Here is a 15,841-nt window from a genome sequence, read left to right on the forward strand (position 1 = left end):
CCGGGGCTGCGCGCCTGCGCAGGGTTGCCGCTGCGCTAGCGCAGCGATGCGTTGCGCTAGCGCAGCGATGCGTTCAGCTTCTGCAGGGCGGCCGCGCCGGGACACAGGTCCGGCTCGCCCAGCACGTTGAGCGGGCGGTCGCTGGTGTTCAGCGCGGTGTGCAGGTCGGTGGCCAGCGGGTCCACGTACAGAAGCCCCGTGACCACCTCGCCCCGCGCCTGGTGTTCCTGCATGTAGGCCATGGCCTGACCGCGGTCGGTCGGGTCGTAACCGGCATGCAGGCTGCGAAGCCGCAGCAGGGTGCCGTCGTGCTGCCGCACGTCGACCGCCTCGCCCGGCCCGTAGTCGGCCGTGATCTCCTCGCGGCCGGTGATGAAGTCGATGCGGCTGACCGACTCGTTGTGCTCGCGCACGTAGTCGTAGCTCTTGGTGCTGCCCGGGTGGTTGTTGAAGGCCACGCAGGGGCTGATCACGTCGATGAAGGCCGCGCCCCCGTGCTGCAGCGCGCCCTTGACCAGCGGCACCAGCTGCTCCTTGTTCCCGGAAAAGGCACGGGCGACGAAGGTGGCGCCCAGCTGCAGCGCCAGCCCGACGAGGTCGACCGGGCTGTCGCTGTTGATGACGCCCTTCTTGCTCTTGGAGCCCTGGTCGGCCGTGGCCGAGAACTGCCCCTTGGTCAGGCCGTACACGCCGTTGTTCTCCACGATGTAGGCCATGCGCACGCCGCGCCGCATCGCGTGCGCGAACTGGCCCAGGCCGATGGAGGCCGAATCCCCGTCGCCCGACACGCCCAGGTACAGCAGCTCGCGGTTGGCCAGGTTGGCACCGGTCAGCACGCTGGGCATGCGGCCGTGCACGGTGTTGAAGCCGTGCGAAGCACCCAGGAAGTAGTCCGGCGTCTTGGAGCTGCAACCGATGCCCGAGAGCTTGGCGACGCGGTGCGGCTCGATGTCCAGCTCCCAGCAGGCCTGGATGATGGCGGCCGAGATCGAGTCGTGGCCGCAGCCCGCGCAGAGCGTGGAGATCTTGCCCTCGTAGTCGCGCCGGGTGTAGCCGACGCGGTTCCTCTCCAGCGTGGGATGGCGCAGGGGCGGCTTGGCGATGTAGGTCATGGCTGCAGCTCCGTGGCGTGGCGGGCGGGCATGCGCGTGGCGGGCGTCGCCTGCACGTGGCGCAGGATGGCCGAGGTGATGAAGCGCGCGGTGATCGGCGTGCCGTCGTAGTGCAGCACCTTCACCAGCCGGGCGGGGTCGATCTCCAGCTCGTTGACCAGCAGGGTGCGCATCTGCGCGTCGCGGTTCTGCTCGACCACGAAGACCTGGTCGTGCGCCGCGATGAACGCGGCCACGCTGTCGGGGAACGGGAAGGCGCGCAGCCGCATCGCGTCCACCTGCACGCCCTGCGCCGTGAGCACGTCCAGCGCCTCGGCCATCGCCGGGCTGGTGGAGCCGAAGTACAGCACGCCCAGCCGCGTCGGCGCCGCGGCCGTCCGCACCACCGGTTGCGGCACCAGGTCCGCCGCGGTGCGGAACTTGCGCAGCAGCCGTTCCACGTTGTAGAGGTAGTCGGGCCCGCGCTCGGAGTAGCGCGCGTATGGGTCGCGCGTGGTGCCGCGGGTGAAGTAGCTGCCGCGCGTCGGGTGCGTGCCCGGCAGGGTGCGCCAGGGGATGCCGTCGCCGTCCACGTCCTTGTAGCGGCCGAAGTCCTTGCCGGCCTCCAGTTCGTCGGCCGTCATCACCTTGCCGCGGTCGAAGCCGCGCCCCTCCTCCCAGGCGAAGGGCCGGCACAGGCGCTGGTTCATGCCGATGTCCAGGTCGGTCATCACGAACACCGGCGTCTGCAGGCGGTCGGCCAGGTCGAGCGCCGCCGCCGAATGCTCGAAGCATTCGTGCGGGTCCTCGGGGAACAGCAGGATGTGCTTGGTGTCGCCGTGCGAGGCGTAGGCGCAGGCCAGCACGTCGGCCTGCTGGGTGCGCGTGGGCATGCCGGTCGAAGGGCCGCCGCGCTGCACGTTGATGATGGTGACGGGGATCTCGGCGAAGTAGGCCAGGCCGATGAACTCCGTCATCAGCGAGACGCCGGGGCCCGAGGTGGCCGTGAAGGCTCGCGCGCCGTTCCACCCGGCCCCGACCACCATGCCGATGGACGCGATCTCGTCCTCGGCCTGCACGATGGCGTAGCGGTTCTGCCCGGTGGCCGGATCGACCCGGAACTTGGCGCAGTACTTCTGGAAGGCTTCGGCCACCGACGAAGACGGCGTGATCGGGTACCAGGCCGCCACCGTCGCCCCGCCGTAGACGCAGCCCAGCGCCGCGGCGCTGTTGCCGTCCACGAAGATGCCGTCGCGCACCTTGTCGGCGCGCCTCACGTGCAGGCCGATCGGCGGCTTGAGGTGCTCGCTGGCGAAATCGCGGCCCAGGTGCAGCGCCTGCACGTTGGAGGCCAGCAGCTTCTCCTTGCCGCGGTACTGCTCGCCGAACAGCTTCTCGATCACCTGGGGCTCGATCTCCAGCAGCACCGACAGCGCGCCCACGTACACGATGTTCTTGAACAGCTGGCGCTGGCGCGGGTCGCTGTAGACGGCGTTGCAGATCTCGGTGAGCGGCATGCCGATCACCGAGATGTCGGGGCGGAACTTCGACGGCGGCAGCGGCCGCGTGCTGTCATAGAACAGGTAGCCGCCGGGCTCGAGCTCGGCCACGTCGGCGTCCCAGGTCTGCGGGTTCATCGCCACCATCATGTCGATGCCGCCGCGCCGGCCCAGCCAGCCGGCTTCGCTCACCCGCACCTCGTACCAGGTGGGCAGGCCCTGGATGTTGCTGGGGAAGATGTTGCGCGGGCTGACCGGCACGCCCATGCGCAGGATGGCCTTGGCGAACAGCTCGTTGGCCGACGCCGAGCCGGAGCCGTTGACGTTGGCGAACTTGACGACGAAGTCGTTGACGGCTTCGATGGGCTTCATGCGATGGCCTTTCGCGCAGGGTCGCGGGCCCGGGGCCCGGCCTGCGTGGTGTCGAGCAGGAACTTCTGCATGTCCCAGGCGCCGGTGGGGCAGCGCTCGGCGCACAGGCCGCAGTGCAGGCAGACGTCCTCGTCCTTGGCCATGATGCGGCCGGTCTTGAGCGGCCCGCCGATGTAGAGGTCCTGCGCCAGGTTGAGCGCCGGCGCCTTCAGGCGCTGCCTCAGTTGCGGCTCCTCGCCGTTCTCGGTGAAGGTGATGCAGTCCATCGGGCAGATGTCCACGCAGGCGTCGCACTCGATGCAGGCGCTTTCGGTGAACACGGTCTGCACGTCGCAATTGAGGCAGCGCTGCGCCTCCTTGAAGGCGGTGGCGGCATCGAAGCCCAGCTCCACCTCCACCTTGATGCTGGCCAGCGCCCGCTCGGCCTTGGCCCAGGGCACCTTGTAGCGCAGGTCCAGCGAGGTGTCGTTGTCGTAGCTCCACTCGTGGATGCCCATCTTCTGCGACATCAGGTTGGTCATCGGCGCCGGCCGCACCGCCACGTCCTGCCCGTGAAGGAAGCGGTCGATCGACACCGCCGCCTCGTGCCCGTGGGCCACGGCGGTGATGATGTTCTTGGGCCCGAAGGCCGCATCGCCGCCGAAGAAAACGTGCGGCAGCGTGGACTGGAAGCTTTCCTTGTGCAGCCTGGGCAGGCCCCACTCATCGAACGCCAGGCCGCAATCGCGCTCGATCCAGGGGAAGGCGTTCTCCTGCCCCACGGCCACCAGCACCTCGTCGCACTCGAAGAAGGCGTCGGGCTCGCCGGTGGGCACCAGGCGGCGTCGGCCGCGCTCGTCGTATTCGGCCTTGACGAGCTCGAACGTCATGCCGGTCAGGCGGCCGTCCTCGTGCACGAAGGCCTTGGGCACGTGGTAGTTGAGGATGGGGATGCCCTCGTGCATGGCGTCCTCCTTCTCCCAGGGCGACGCCTTCATCTCCTCGAATCCGCTGCGCACGATGACCTTGACGTCGGTGCCGCCCAGGCGCCGCGCCGACCGGCAGCAGTCCATCGCCGTGTTGCCGCCGCCCAGCACGATCACGCGCTTGCCGACGCTGGTGACGTGCCCGAACGAGACCGAGGCCAGCCATTCGATGCCGATGTGGATCTTCGTGGCGGCTTCCTTGCGGCCGGGCAGCTCGAGGTCGCGCCCGCGCGGCGCGCCGCAGCCGACGAAGACCGCGTCGTAGCCCTGCGCGAGCAGCGCCTTCATGGAATCGATGCGACGGCCGCCCTCGAAGCGCACGCCCAGGTCCAGGATGTAGCCGGTCTCCTCGTCGATCACCGACTCGGGCAGGCGGAAGCGCGGGATCTGCGTCCACATGAAGCCGCCGGCCTTGGCCTCGCCGTCGAAGATCGTGACGTCATAGCCCAGCGGTGCGAGATCGCGCGCCACGGTGAGCGAGGCGGGCCCCGCTCCCACGCAGGCGATGCGCTTGCCGTTCTTCGGCCCCACCTGGGGCATGCGGCCCCGCACGTCGCCCTTGAAGTCGGCGGTGACGCGCTTCAAGCGGCAGATCGCCACCGGCTCGGGATGCTCCGCGTTGGCCTCCTCCACCCGCCCGCGCCGGCAGGCCGGCTCGCAGGGGCGGTCGCAGGTGCGCCCCAGGATGCCCGGGAAGACGTTGGACACCCAGTTGACCATGTAGGCGTCGCTGTAGCGACCCTGGGCGATCAGCCGGATGTACTCGGGAACGGGGGTGTGGGCGGGACAGGCGTACTGGCAATCGACGACCTTGTGGAAATAGGTCGGATCGGCGGTATCGGTTCGCTGCAAGGTGTCTCCTTTAGCGCATCCCGCCGGCGCCCTGCGGCGCTCGCCGGGGCGGGGCTCTCAATCCCCGTCCCCCACTATGGCGCCCGGGTCCCCCGCCGCTGCTCGGGGCTTACCCGGGTGGGCAACTCAACCGCGCGGCGCGGTGTCGCCCAGCACGATGCTTTCGTATGCGTGCAGCGAAGGCAGGCCGCCCGTGTGCAGGAAGAGCACGTTCTCTTCCGGCTCGAAGAAGCCCTGGCGAGCCAGGCCGATGAGGCCGGCCATGATCTTGCCGGTGTAGACCGGGTCCAGCGGAATGCCCTCGGTGCGGGCCAGCAGCTGCACCGCCTCCACCATCGCCGCGTTCGGCACCGAGTACTTGGGCTGCCAGTAGCCGCCGATGCTCTGCACGGCTTCGCGCGGCACCTGGATGCCGGTGCCCAGCAGGTCCATCACGGCCTGCGCCTCCTTGTGCACCAGGGGCTCCTGGTCGGCCGGATCACGGCTGACGCCGATGCCCACGAGGGGGATGCGGATGTTGTTGCCCAGGAAGCCGGCCACCATGCCGCCATGGGTGCCGGAGCTGCCCGAGCCCACCACCACGCGGTCGATCTTCAGCCCCTGCTCGAACAGCTGCTGCTGCAGCTCCTGCGCGCAGGCCACGTAGCCCAGCCCGCCCAGCGCGTTGGAGCCGCCGCCGGGGATGATGTAGCCCTTGCGGCCCTCGGCTGCCAGCGCGTCGGCCATCTTCTGCATCTCGGCGGCCATGTTGCTGCCGCCGGGCACGACGGTGATCTTCTCCACGCCCAGCAGGCGGAACATGAAGTTGTTGCCGCTGGCCTTGGGGTCGTAGCTCTCGGGCACGCGCTCCTCGATGACGAAGCGGCACTTCAGCCCCTCCTTCACCGCGGCAGCCAGCGTGATGCGGCAGTGGTTGGACTGCGGCGCGCCGCAGGTGACCAGCGTGTCCGCGCCCTGGGCCAGCGCGTCGGCGACCAGGAACTCCAGCTTGCGCGTCTTGTTGCCGCCGGGGAACAGGCCCAGCATGTCGTCGCGCTTGATCCACACGCGCGGGCCCTTGCCGCCGGGGCAGGTCTTCGCGAGCGCGGCGGTGAAGTGGGGGAGGAATTCGATCGGGGTGGCGAACGGCGTGTAGCGCCGGCGGGGGAATCGGGAGAGGTCCATGCGCCGATCTTAAACACCGCCGCTCCCTAGAATCGGCGCTCCATCCCACAGGAGTTCCAATGCCCTTCCGCCGGCTCGTCGTCGCCCTGCTTGCCTGTACCGCAGCCTTCGCGCACGCCCAATCCGCTTCCAGCGGCAAACCGATCCGCTTCATCGTGCCCTACCTGGCGGGCGGCACCACCGACCTGGTCGCACGCACGGTGGGCGAGGAGATGGCGCGCCGGCTCGGCCAGCCCGTGGTCATCGAGAACCGGCCCGGCGCCGGCGGCAACATCGGCATGGATGCCGTGGCCAAGGCGGCGCCCGACGGCACCACCATCGGCTTCGGCGCGATCTCGACCAACGCGCTCAACGCCCACATCTACCGCAAGATGCCTTTCGATCCGCGGCGCGACTTCACCGCCGTCGGCATGCTGGGCTACTCGACCATCGTGCTCGAGGTGGGCCCCGGCGTGCCGGTGAAGGACGTGAAGGACTTCATCGCCCATGCCCGCCGCAACCCGGGCCTGCATTTCGGCACCGCCGGCGCCGGCACCTCGATGCACCTGGCCGGCACGATGTTCGCGCAGATGGCCGGCGTGAACCTGGTGCACGTGCCGTACAAGGGCAGCGTTCCCGGCATCACCGACATGCTGGGCGGGCACCTGCCGGCGATGTTCGACAACCTGCCGGCCTCGCTGCCGCACATCCAGGCCGGCAAGCTCAAGCCGCTGGCCGTGGCGGGCAAGCGCCGCTCGCCCGCGCTGCCGGACGTGCCCACGATGGCCGAGGCGGGCCTGGCGGGCTATGAAGTGGATCCCTGGTTCGGCGTGTACGGGCCGGCCGGCATGGACCCGAAGGTGGTGCGCGCGCTCAACACCGCGCTGGTGGAGGCGCTGCGCCAGCCCGCGGTGAAGGACAAGCTGGAGAAGGCCGGCTTCACGCCGCAAGGCTCCACGCCCGAGGAGCTGGAGAAGCTCACCCAGTCCGAGTACGTGCGGCTGGGCAAGGTGGCCTCGCAGGCTCAGATGATCGCGGACTGAGCCAGGGCCGAGAACGCCTTCACCACCTCGGGCGGGGCCTGCACCAGCTCGATCAGCACGCCTTCGCCACCGATCGGGCTGTCCTCGTTGCCCTTGGGGTGGATGAAGCAGATGTCGAAGCCGGCGGCACCCTTGCGGATGCCGCCCGGCGCGAAGCGCACGCCCTGCTCGCCCAGCCACTTGACGGCCACGGGCAGGTCGTCGATCCACAGGCCGATGTGGTTGAGCGGCGTCGCGTGGACCGCCGGCTTGCCGTTCGGATCGATCGGCTGCATCAGGTCCACCTCCACCTTGAGCGGCCCGGCGCCCAGCGCGCAGATGTCCTCGTCGACGTTCTCGCGCTCGCTCCTGAACGTGCCGGTGACCTCCAGGCCGAACACGTCGACCCAGAGCTTGCGCAGCCGCTGCTTGTCGGGGCCGCCGATGGCGATCTGCTGCACACCCAGCACGCGGAAGGGTCTGGTCGTCGTCATTTCTCGAACTCCACGATCGGCTGGTCCACGCTGAGTGACTCGCCCTTGGCCGCCAGCACCTGGGCGACCACGCCGTCGGCGTTGGCGAACAGAACGTTCTCCATCTTCATGGCCTCGATGACGGCCACGCGCTCCCCGGCCTGCACCTTCTGGCCGGGCTGCACGGCCACGTCCACCAGCAACCCCGGCATGGGCGAGAGCACGTAGCGGCTCATGTCGGGCGGCGCTTTGTAGGGCATCAGCTCGTGCAGTTGCGCCGTGCGCGGCGTCATCACCATCGCCACCAGGCGGGTGCCGTTGTGGCTGATCGCGGTGGCCAGCGGGTTCTTGCCGACGCCGCGCTCCACCAGGGCCGCGAACGGCCGGCCGTCGACCGTGCCGCGGATGCGCGAGGCGCCCAGGTGCCAGGTGCTGCAGATCTCGTAGCGCCGGCCGCCGGTCTCCACCACGCTGGAGCCGGAGACGGCCTGGAAGTCCGACACCCTGGCGGCCTGGCGCTGGTCGTGCCCGCCCTCGCCCACCTTGACCACCACGAACTCTTCGCCCACCCGGAAGGTGTGGCCGCGCATCTGGCCGCTGATGCCGGCCGAGCGCTGCAGCGCGCGCCGGTTCACGTAGGCCGCCAGGGCGACCAGGAAGTCCGGGTCGTCGTGCGGCACCTCCTCGGCGCGGAAGCCCTTGCCGTAGTGCTCGGCGATGAAGCCGGTGTTGAAGTCGCCCGCCGCGAACTTCGGATGCGCCAGCAGCGCCGCCTGGAAGGGCACGTTGCTGGAGATGCCGCGGATGACGAAGGCGTTGAGCGCTTCGCGCATCTTCGCAATCGCCTCGGGGCGGTCCTTCCCGTGCACGATCAGCTTGGCGATCATGGAGTCGTACTGCATCGGGATCTCGCCGCCCTCGGCCACGCCCGTGTCCACCCGCACCCCGTACAGGTGTTCGGTGTCGGCCGCCCACATAGCCTCCCTGGGCGGCTGGAAGCGCACCAGACGGCCGGTGGACGGCAGGAAGTTGCGGAACGGGTCCTCGGCATTGATGCGGCACTCGATCGCCCAGCCCTCGCGCTTCACCCCGGCCTGCGTCAGCGGCAGCTTCTCGCCGGCGGCCACTCGGATCATCAGTTCCACCAGGTCCAGCCCGGTGATGCATTCGGTGACCGGATGCTCCACCTGCAGCCGGGTGTTCATCTCCAGAAAGTAGAACGACTGGTCCTTGCCGACCACGAACTCCACCGTGCCGGCGCTCTGGTACTTCACCGCCTGGGCCAGCGCGACGGCCTGCTCGCCCATGGCCTTGCGGGTGGCGTCGCTGATGAAGGGCGAAGGCGCCTCCTCGATCACCTTCTGGTGGCGGCGCTGGATGGAGCACTCGCGCTCGTTGAGGTAGAGCACGTTGCCGTGCGCGTCGCCCAGCACCTGGATCTCGATGTGGCGCGGCTCCTCGACGAACTTCTCGATGAAGACGCGGTCGTCGCCAAAGCTGTTGCGGGCCTCGTTCCGGCAGGAGGTGAAGCCTTCCAGCGCCTCCTTGTCGTTGAACGCCACGCGCAGGCCCTTGCCGCCGCCGCCGGCGCTGGCCTTGATCATGACCGGGTAGCCGATGTCCCTGGCGATCTGCACCGCGCTCTCGGCCGACTCGATGGCGTCGTTCCAGCCGGGAATGGTGTTGACCCGGGCTTCCTTGGCGAGCTTCTTGGACGCGATCTTGTCGCCCATGGCGGCGATGGAGTGGTGCTTGGGGCCGATGAAGGTGATGCCCTCCTCCTCGACCTTGCGCGCGAACTCCTCGTTCTCCGACAGGAAGCCGTAGCCGGGATGGACCGCCTGCGCGCCGGTGCGCTTGCAGGCCTCGATGATGCGGTCCATGCGCAGGTAGCTCTCGCGGCTGGGCGCCGGGCCGATGTGCACGGCCTCGTCGGCCAGGGCCACGTGGCGGGCGTCGCGGTCGGCGTCGGAATAGACGGCGACCGTCTTGATGCCCATCTTGCGGGCCGTCTTGATGACGCGGCAGGCGATCTCGCCACGGTTGGCAATGAGGATCTTTTCGAACATGGTGGTTCTCACTTGTCGCCGTCATTCCCGCGAAGGCGGGAATCCAGTCCGGCACGCGGAGGGAAGCACTGGATCCCCGCCTTCGCGGGGATGACGAGAGGGGACGTCACAGCGGGATGTTCCCGTGCTTGCGCCACGGGTTCTCCAGCTTCTTGTCGCGCAGCATCACCAGCGAGCGGCAGATGCGCTTGCGGGTCTCGTGCGGCAGGATCACGTCGTCGATGAAGCCGCGGGCGCCGGCCACGAAGGGGTTGGCGAAGCGGGCCTTGTACTCGGCCTCGCGCGCCGCCAGCTTGGCCGGGTCGTTCTTGTCCTCGCGGAAGATGATCTCCACCGCGCCCTTGGCACCCATCACCGCGATCTCGGCGTTGGGCCAGGCGAAGTTGACGTCGCCGCGCAGGTGCTTGGAGCTCATCACGTCGTAGGCGCCGCCGTAGGCCTTGCGGGTGATGACCGTCACCTTGGGCACGGTGCACTCGGCGTACGCGTACAGCAGCTTGGCGCCGTGCTTGATGATGCCGCCGTACTCCTGGCTGGTGCCGGGCATGAAGCCGGGCACGTCGACGAAGGTGATCACCGGGATGTTGAACGCGTCGCAGAAGCGCACGAAGCGCGCCGCCTTGGTGGAGCTCTTGATGTCCAGGCAGCCGGCCAGCACCAGCGGCTGGTTGGCCACGATGCCCACCGTCTGCCCCTCCATGCGGGCGAAGCCGATGATGATGTTCTTCGCGAACTCGGGCTGCAGCTCGAAGAAGTCGCCGTCGTCCACGGTCTTGACGATCAGCTCCTTCATGTCGTACGGCTTGTTCGGGTTGTCCGGCACCAGCGTGTCGAGCGAAGCGTCCATGCGGTCCACCGGGTCGTTGCTCGGGCGGATCGGCGGCTTCTCGCGGTTGTTCAGCGGCAGGTAGTTGTACAGGCGCCGCAGCATGATCAGCGCCTCCACGTCGTTCTCGAAAGCCAGGTCGGCCACGCCGCTGCGGGTGGTGTGCGTGGTGGCGCCGCCCAGCTCCTCGGCGGTGACCTCCTCGTGCGTGACGGTCCTCACCACCTCCGGCCCGGTCACGAACATGTAGGAGCTGTCCTTGACCATGAAGATGAAGTCGGTCATCGCCGGCGAGTACACCGCGCCGCCCGCGCAGGGGCCCATGATCATGCTGATCTGCGGGACCACGCCCGAGGCCATCACGTTGCGCTGGAAAACGTCGGCGTAGCCGCCCAGCGAGGCCACGCCTTCCTGGATGCGCGCGCCGCCGGAGTCGTTGAGCCCGATCACGGGCGCGCCGACCTTCATCGCCTGGTCCATCACCTTGCAGATCTTCTCGGCGTGCGCTTCCGACAGCGCGCCGCCAAACACCGTGAAGTCCTGGCTGAACACGAACACCAGCCGGCCGTTGATCATCCCGTAGCCGGTGACCACGCCGTCGCCCGGCACCTTCTGGTCCTGCATGCCGAAGTCGTGGCAGCGGTGCTCGACGAACATGTCCCATTCCTCGAACGTGCCCTCGTCCAGCAGCAGCTCGATGCGCTCGCGCGCCGTCAGCTTGCCCTTGCGGTGCTGCGCCTCGATGCGGCGCACGCCGCCGCCCTGCCGCGCCGCGTCGCGCTTCTTCTCCAGTTGTTCCAGGATGTCCTGCATTGCTCTTCTCCGAATGTCCTAGTCGATCCGTTCCGGCGGCGCCGCGTGCCACAGCGCCAGCAGCTGCCGCGCCGCGGTGGACGCGGGCACGCCGCCCCCTTCCACCTCCTGCAGCAGCTGCGGCAGCCGCGCCCTGACCTGCGGGTGCGCGCGGAAGTCGTGCTTGAGCCCGCTCTCGATGCGCTCCCACATCCAGTTGCGGGCCTGGTGCCGGCGCCGGGCCTCGATGGCGCCGGCCCCGCCCTGCAGCTGGCGGTAGCGGCTCACCGCCTGCCAGAAGCTCTCGATGCCCTCGCCGGTGAGCGCGCTCAGCTGCAGCACCTGCGCATGCCAGGGGCCGCGGTCGCGCCCCTGCTGGCTGAACAGGCGCAGCGCGCTGGTGATCTGGGCCTGGGCTCGGGTGGCGGCGTCGGGGTCGAGGTCGGCCTTGTTGATGGCCACCAGGTCGGCCAGCTCCATCACGCCCTTCTTGATCGCCTGCAGGTCGTCGCCGGCGTTGGGCAGCTGCAGCAGCACGAACATGTCGGTCATGCCGGCCACCGCCGTCTCGCTCTGGCCCACGCCGACCGTCTCCACGATCACCACGTCGTAGCCGGCGGCCTCGCAGACCAGCATGGCCTCTCGCGTCTTGTCCGCCACGCCGCCCAGCGTGCCGGACGAGGGACTGGGGCGGATGTACGCCTTCTCGTGCACCGAGAGCTTCTCCATCCGCGTCTTGTCGCCCAGGATGGAGCCGCCCGAGACGCTGCTGGACGGATCGATGGTCAGCACCGCCACGCGCTGCCCCTGGTCGATCAGGTACAGGCCCAGCGCTTCGATGAAGGTGCTCTTGCCCACGCCGGGGACGCCCGAGATGCCCAGGCGGAAGGCCTTGCCGGTGTGGGGCAGCAGGGCCGTGAGGAGCTCGTCGCCCCGGGCTCGGTGGTCGTCGCGCGTCGATTCCAGGAGCGTGATCGCCTTGGCGATCGCGCGACGCTGCCGCCCCCCATCGCAGGCGAGGATGTCCGCCGGCGCGACGACCGCCTTCACGCCAGCACCTCGAAGCCGCGGCCGTCCGGCAGCTTGTAGCGAAGGAAATCGCGCCGGTCCTCGGTGAGGATGGCCTGCGTGTCGAGCTGGCTGGCCAGCCAGACCAGCGAGGCGTCGGCCAGGTCCATCAGGGACTTGTGTTTCTCGGAATAGCGCTGCATCCAGGGCAGCAGCTCGCCCAGGTCCGCGGCCTCGAAGTTCAGGACGATGGCACCGCCCTTGTGCAGCCAGTGCAGCATCGCCAGGTGGTTGCGGGGCGACAGCAGGTAGCTGGCTTCGGCCACGCAGGGCCAGGTGGTGGCGAGCTGGTAGCCGGGTGAATGCCGGCCGATCTTGCCGGCGTAATGGCTGTGTCGCTGCTCGGCGTCGTCGAAGAGCGCCACCATGACGCTGGCGTCGAGCAGCACGAATCTCATTTGCGGCCCTGCTTGTCGGCGACGGCCTTGCGCACCAGCGCCTTCACGTCCGCCGCCTTGTTGGTGCGGACCCTGGCCTTGGCCGGATCGGGCAGGCCGTAGGCGGCGCGGGCTTCCTGCAGCAGGTGCACGGGGTCCTGCGGCGAGAGCGCCTCGCGCAGCAGCTCCTGCACGAACCGGGAGCGCGTGCTCCCGCGCCGGGCGACCTCCAGGTCGAGGCGGCGCTCGAGTTCGGGATCGAGCCGGATGGACAAGGTGGACATGGCGGTCGGCTGTATGACGTATGACAGTCACACAAGTATACGCAATCGAAGCGGCTCAGGCGGCCTGCGCCTTGCGGATCTGCTCCAGCACGTCCTTGGCGCTGGCCGGGATGGGGGTGCCGGGGCCGTAGATGCCCTTGACGCCCGCGTCGTAGAGGAAGCCGTAGTCCTGCTGCGGGATCACGCCGCCGACGAACACGATGATGTCGTCGGCGCCCTGCTTGCGCAGCTCCTCGATGATGGCCGGCACCAGGGTCTTGTGACCGGCGGCCAGCGTGGAGACGCCCACCGCGTGCACGTCATTCTCGATCGCCTGGCGGGCGCACTCCTCCGGCGTCTGGAACAGCGGCCCCATGTCGACGTCGAAGCCCAGGTCGGCGTAGGCCGTGGCCACCACCTTGGCGCCGCGGTCGTGGCCGTCCTGGCCCAGCTTGGCGACCATCACCCGCGGGCGCCGGCCCTGCTCCTGCGCGAAGCGGTCGATCTCGTCCTTGAGTTTTTCCCAGCCCTCGGCCGAGTCGTAGGCAGCTGCGTACACGCCGGTCACCTTCTGGGTATCGGCGCGGTGGCGCCCGAACACTTTCTCCAGCGCGTCGGACACCTCGCCGACCGTGGCCCGCAGGCGGATCGCCCGGATGCTCAGGTCGAGCAGGTTGCCGTCGCCCTTCTGCGCCGCGGCCGTCAGGGCCTCCAGCGCGGCCTGCACGCTGGCGCCGTCGCGCCCGGCGCGCAGCTTCTGCAGGCGCGCCACCTGCTGCTCGCGCACCATGTGGTTGTCCACCTCGAGGGTCTCGACCGGATCCTCCTTGGCCAGGCGGTACTTGTTGACGCCGACGATCACGTCCTTGCCGGCGTCGATGCGGGCCTGCTTCTCGGCCGCGGCGGCCTCGATCTTCAGCTTGGCCCAGCCCGAGTCCACCGCGCGCACCATGCCGCCCATGGCCTCGACTTCCTCGATGATCTTCCAGGCGGCGTCGGCCATCTCCTGGGTCAGCTTCTCCATCAGGTAGCTGCCGGCCCACGGATCGATGACGTCGGGGATGTGCGTCTCCTCCTGGAGGATCAGCTGCGTGTTGCGCGCGATGCGCGAGGAGAACGCAGAGGGCAGCGCGATCGCCTCGTCGAAGCTGTTGGTGTGCAGCGACTGGGTGCCTCCGAACACCGCCGCCATCGCCTCCACGGTGGTGCGCACGATGTTGTTGTAGGGGTCCTGCTCGGTGAGCGACCAGCCCGAGGTCTGGCAGTGCGTGCGCAGCATCAGGCTCTTGGGGCTCCTGGCCCCGAAGTCCTTCATGATGCGGCACCACAGCAGGCGGGCCGCGCGCATCTTGGCGATCTCGAGATAGAAGTTCATCCCGATCGCCCAGAAGAACGACAGGCGGCCGGCGAAGTCGTCGACGTTCAGGCCCTTGGCCGTCGCCGTCTTCACGTACTCCTTGCCGTCGGCCAGCGTGAAGGCCAGCTCCAGCGCCTGGTTCGCCCCCGCCTCCTGCATGTGGTAGCCGGAGATCGAGATCGAGTTGAACTTCGGCATGTTCTTCGCCGTGTACTCGATGATGTCGCCCACGATCCGCATGCTGGGCTGCGGCGGATAGATGTAGGTGTTGCGGACCATGAACTCCTTGAGGATGTCGTTCTGGATGGTCCCGGACAGCTTGTCCTGCGCAACGCCCTGCTCCTCGGCCGCCACCACGTAGCCGGCCAGCACCGGCAGCACGGCGCCGTTCATGGTCATGGACACCGACACCTTGTCCAGCGGGATGCCGTCGAACAGGATCTTCATGTCCTCCACCGAGTCGATCGCCACGCCGGCCTTGCCAACGTCGCCGGTCACGCGCGGGTGGTCGCTGTCGTAGCCGCGGTGCGTGGCCAGGTCGAAGGCGACCGACACGCCCTGCCCGCCCGCCTCCAGCGCCTTGCGGTAGAACGCGTTGGACTCCTCGGCCGTGGAAAAGCCCGCGTACTGGCGCAGGGTCCAGGGCCGCACCGCGTACATCGTGGCCTGGGGCCCGCGCACGTAAGGCTCGAAGCCCGGGAGGGTGTTGGTGTGCTCGAGGCCCTTGAGGTCCTCGGCCGTGTAGAGCGGCTTGACGGCGATGCCGTCCGGGGTGATCCAGTTCAGGGCCTGGGGGTCGCCGCCGGGCGCGGACTTGGCGGCGGCCTTGGCCCACGCCTCGAGGCTGACGGGCGGGAATTCGGGGGCTGAGCTCATGGGGAGGGTCGGTTCGCGAAGACGGCCGGCATCTTACCGCATTCATAATTATTGATTCAGAATGCGGATGACGCCTAGAATCGCCGCCCATGTCCGCCGTCTCGCTCGCCCCCCGCGCCCTCTATGAAGAGGTGGCCGAGCTGCTGCGCCAGCGCATCTTCCGGCGCGAGCTGGAGCCGGGCAGCTGGATCGACGAGGTGCGCATCGCGCAGGAGTACGGCATCAGCCGCACGCCGCTGCGCGAGGCCCTCAAGGTGCTGGCGGCCGAAGGCCTGGTGACCATGAAGGTGCGGCGTGGTGCCTACGTCACCGAGGTGTCGGACCAGGACCTGGCCGAGGTCTACCACCTGCTCTCGCTGCTGGAGAGCGATGCCGCCGCGGTCGCCGCGACGCGCGCCACCGACGAGCAGCTTCGCGAGCTGCAGGCCCTGCACAAGGAACTGGAAGGCGCGGTGCGCAACCGCGAGAAGTTCTTCGCCGTCAACGAGCGCTTCCACATGCGCTTGCTGGAGATCGCCGGCAACCGCTGGCGCAACCAGATGGTGGCCGACCTGCGCAAGGTGATGAAGCTCAATCGCCACAACTCGCTGCTCAAGTCGGGCCGCATCGCGGAGAGCCTGGCCGAACACGGGCTGGTGATGAAGGCGCTGGAAAAGCGCGACGGCGCGGCGGCGATGCGGCGGATGCAGGAGCACTTCCGCAACGGGTTGGAAGCGGCGGGCTGAGGCCACAGCGCGGCCTGGGTTTACAGCCGCCTGCCGAGCCACGGGGCCCTGCCGCCAGCGGTTTTTTGCTA

13 protein-coding genes are annotated in these 15,841 nt (G+C 69.0%); 2 read left to right on the top strand and 11 right to left on the bottom strand.

Annotation, left to right across the window (positions count from 1 at the left end; genetic code table 11):
- Positions 1 to 56 precede the first annotated feature (56 nt).
- From ASG30_RS13740 to ASG30_RS13755, 4 genes are all read right to left on the bottom strand, one after another.
- Complete coding sequence (locus ASG30_RS13740) at positions 57 to 1,112, bottom strand: 2-oxoacid:ferredoxin oxidoreductase subunit beta (RefSeq protein ID WP_055897597.1); 1,056 nt, start codon at positions 1,110 to 1,112, stop codon at positions 57 to 59.
- Complete coding sequence (locus ASG30_RS13745; RefSeq protein WP_055897600.1) at positions 1,109 to 2,962, bottom strand: 2-oxoacid:acceptor oxidoreductase subunit alpha; 1,854 nt, start codon at positions 2,960 to 2,962, stop codon at positions 1,109 to 1,111. The genes ASG30_RS13740 and ASG30_RS13745 overlap by 4 nt, the downstream gene beginning before the upstream one ends.
- A complete protein-coding gene (locus tag ASG30_RS13750) occupies positions 2,959 to 4,779 on the bottom strand; it encodes an FAD-dependent oxidoreductase (RefSeq protein ID WP_055897603.1) in 1,821 nt (606 codons plus the stop codon). The genes ASG30_RS13745 and ASG30_RS13750 overlap by 4 nt, the downstream gene beginning before the upstream one ends.
- A gap of 126 nt (positions 4,780 to 4,905) precedes the next feature.
- On the bottom strand, positions 4,906 to 5,943 hold the full coding sequence (locus tag ASG30_RS13755) for a D-cysteine desulfhydrase (protein ID WP_055897606.1): 1,038 nt from the start codon (positions 5,941 to 5,943) through the stop codon (positions 4,906 to 4,908).
- A 59-nt stretch (positions 5,944 to 6,002) separates the two neighbouring features.
- On the opposite strand from ASG30_RS13755, the gene ASG30_RS13760 reads away from it, so the two are divergent.
- Positions 6,003 to 6,965, top strand: coding sequence for a Bug family tripartite tricarboxylate transporter substrate binding protein (locus ASG30_RS13760; RefSeq protein WP_055897610.1), 963 nt, complete (start codon positions 6,003 to 6,005; stop codon positions 6,963 to 6,965).
- Here ASG30_RS13760 and ASG30_RS13765 read toward each other — a convergent pair.
- From ASG30_RS13765 to scpA, 7 genes are all read right to left on the bottom strand, one after another.
- Positions 6,947 to 7,438: a VOC family protein gene (locus ASG30_RS13765; RefSeq protein WP_055897612.1), complete on the bottom strand. Its 492-nt coding sequence runs from the start codon at positions 7,436 to 7,438 to the stop codon at positions 6,947 to 6,949. The two genes, ASG30_RS13760 and ASG30_RS13765, sit on opposite strands and share 19 nt — an antisense overlap.
- Positions 7,435 to 9,486, bottom strand: coding sequence for an acetyl-CoA carboxylase biotin carboxylase subunit (locus ASG30_RS13770; RefSeq protein ID WP_055897615.1), 2,052 nt, complete (start codon positions 9,484 to 9,486; stop codon positions 7,435 to 7,437). Before ASG30_RS13770 ends, ASG30_RS13765 begins: the two co-directional genes overlap by 4 nt.
- A gap of 106 nt (positions 9,487 to 9,592) precedes the next feature.
- Positions 9,593 to 11,125, bottom strand: coding sequence for an acyl-CoA carboxylase subunit beta (locus ASG30_RS13775; RefSeq protein ID WP_055897618.1), 1,533 nt, complete (start codon positions 11,123 to 11,125; stop codon positions 9,593 to 9,595).
- Positions 11,126 to 11,143: 18 nt separating this feature from the next.
- Complete coding sequence (meaB, locus tag ASG30_RS13780) at positions 11,144 to 12,154, bottom strand: methylmalonyl Co-A mutase-associated GTPase MeaB (protein WP_055897621.1); 1,011 nt, start codon at positions 12,152 to 12,154, stop codon at positions 11,144 to 11,146.
- Positions 12,151 to 12,570: a type II toxin-antitoxin system VapC family toxin gene (locus tag ASG30_RS13785; RefSeq protein ID WP_055897624.1), complete on the bottom strand. Its 420-nt coding sequence runs from the start codon at positions 12,568 to 12,570 to the stop codon at positions 12,151 to 12,153. The genes meaB and ASG30_RS13785 overlap by 4 nt, the downstream gene beginning before the upstream one ends.
- On the bottom strand, positions 12,567 to 12,833 hold the full coding sequence (locus ASG30_RS13790; protein WP_055897627.1) for a ribbon-helix-helix domain-containing protein: 267 nt from the start codon (positions 12,831 to 12,833) through the stop codon (positions 12,567 to 12,569). The genes ASG30_RS13785 and ASG30_RS13790 overlap by 4 nt, the downstream gene beginning before the upstream one ends.
- 55 nt (positions 12,834 to 12,888) lie before the next feature.
- Positions 12,889 to 15,045: a methylmalonyl-CoA mutase gene (gene scpA, locus ASG30_RS13795; protein ID WP_055897630.1), complete on the bottom strand. Its 2,157-nt coding sequence runs from the start codon at positions 15,043 to 15,045 to the stop codon at positions 12,889 to 12,891.
- Positions 15,046 to 15,134: 89 nt separating this feature from the next.
- Between scpA and ASG30_RS13800 the strand changes: the two genes are divergently transcribed.
- Positions 15,135 to 15,770 (top strand): GntR family transcriptional regulator, encoded by a 636-nt coding sequence (locus ASG30_RS13800; RefSeq protein WP_055897633.1) that lies wholly within the window; start codon positions 15,135 to 15,137, stop codon positions 15,768 to 15,770.
- The last annotated feature ends 71 nt before the right edge of the window (positions 15,771 to 15,841 follow it).

The sequence above is a fragment of the Ramlibacter sp. Leaf400 genome, assembly GCF_001424545.1.
Taxonomy (GTDB): domain Bacteria; phylum Pseudomonadota; class Gammaproteobacteria; order Burkholderiales; family Burkholderiaceae_C; genus Ramlibacter.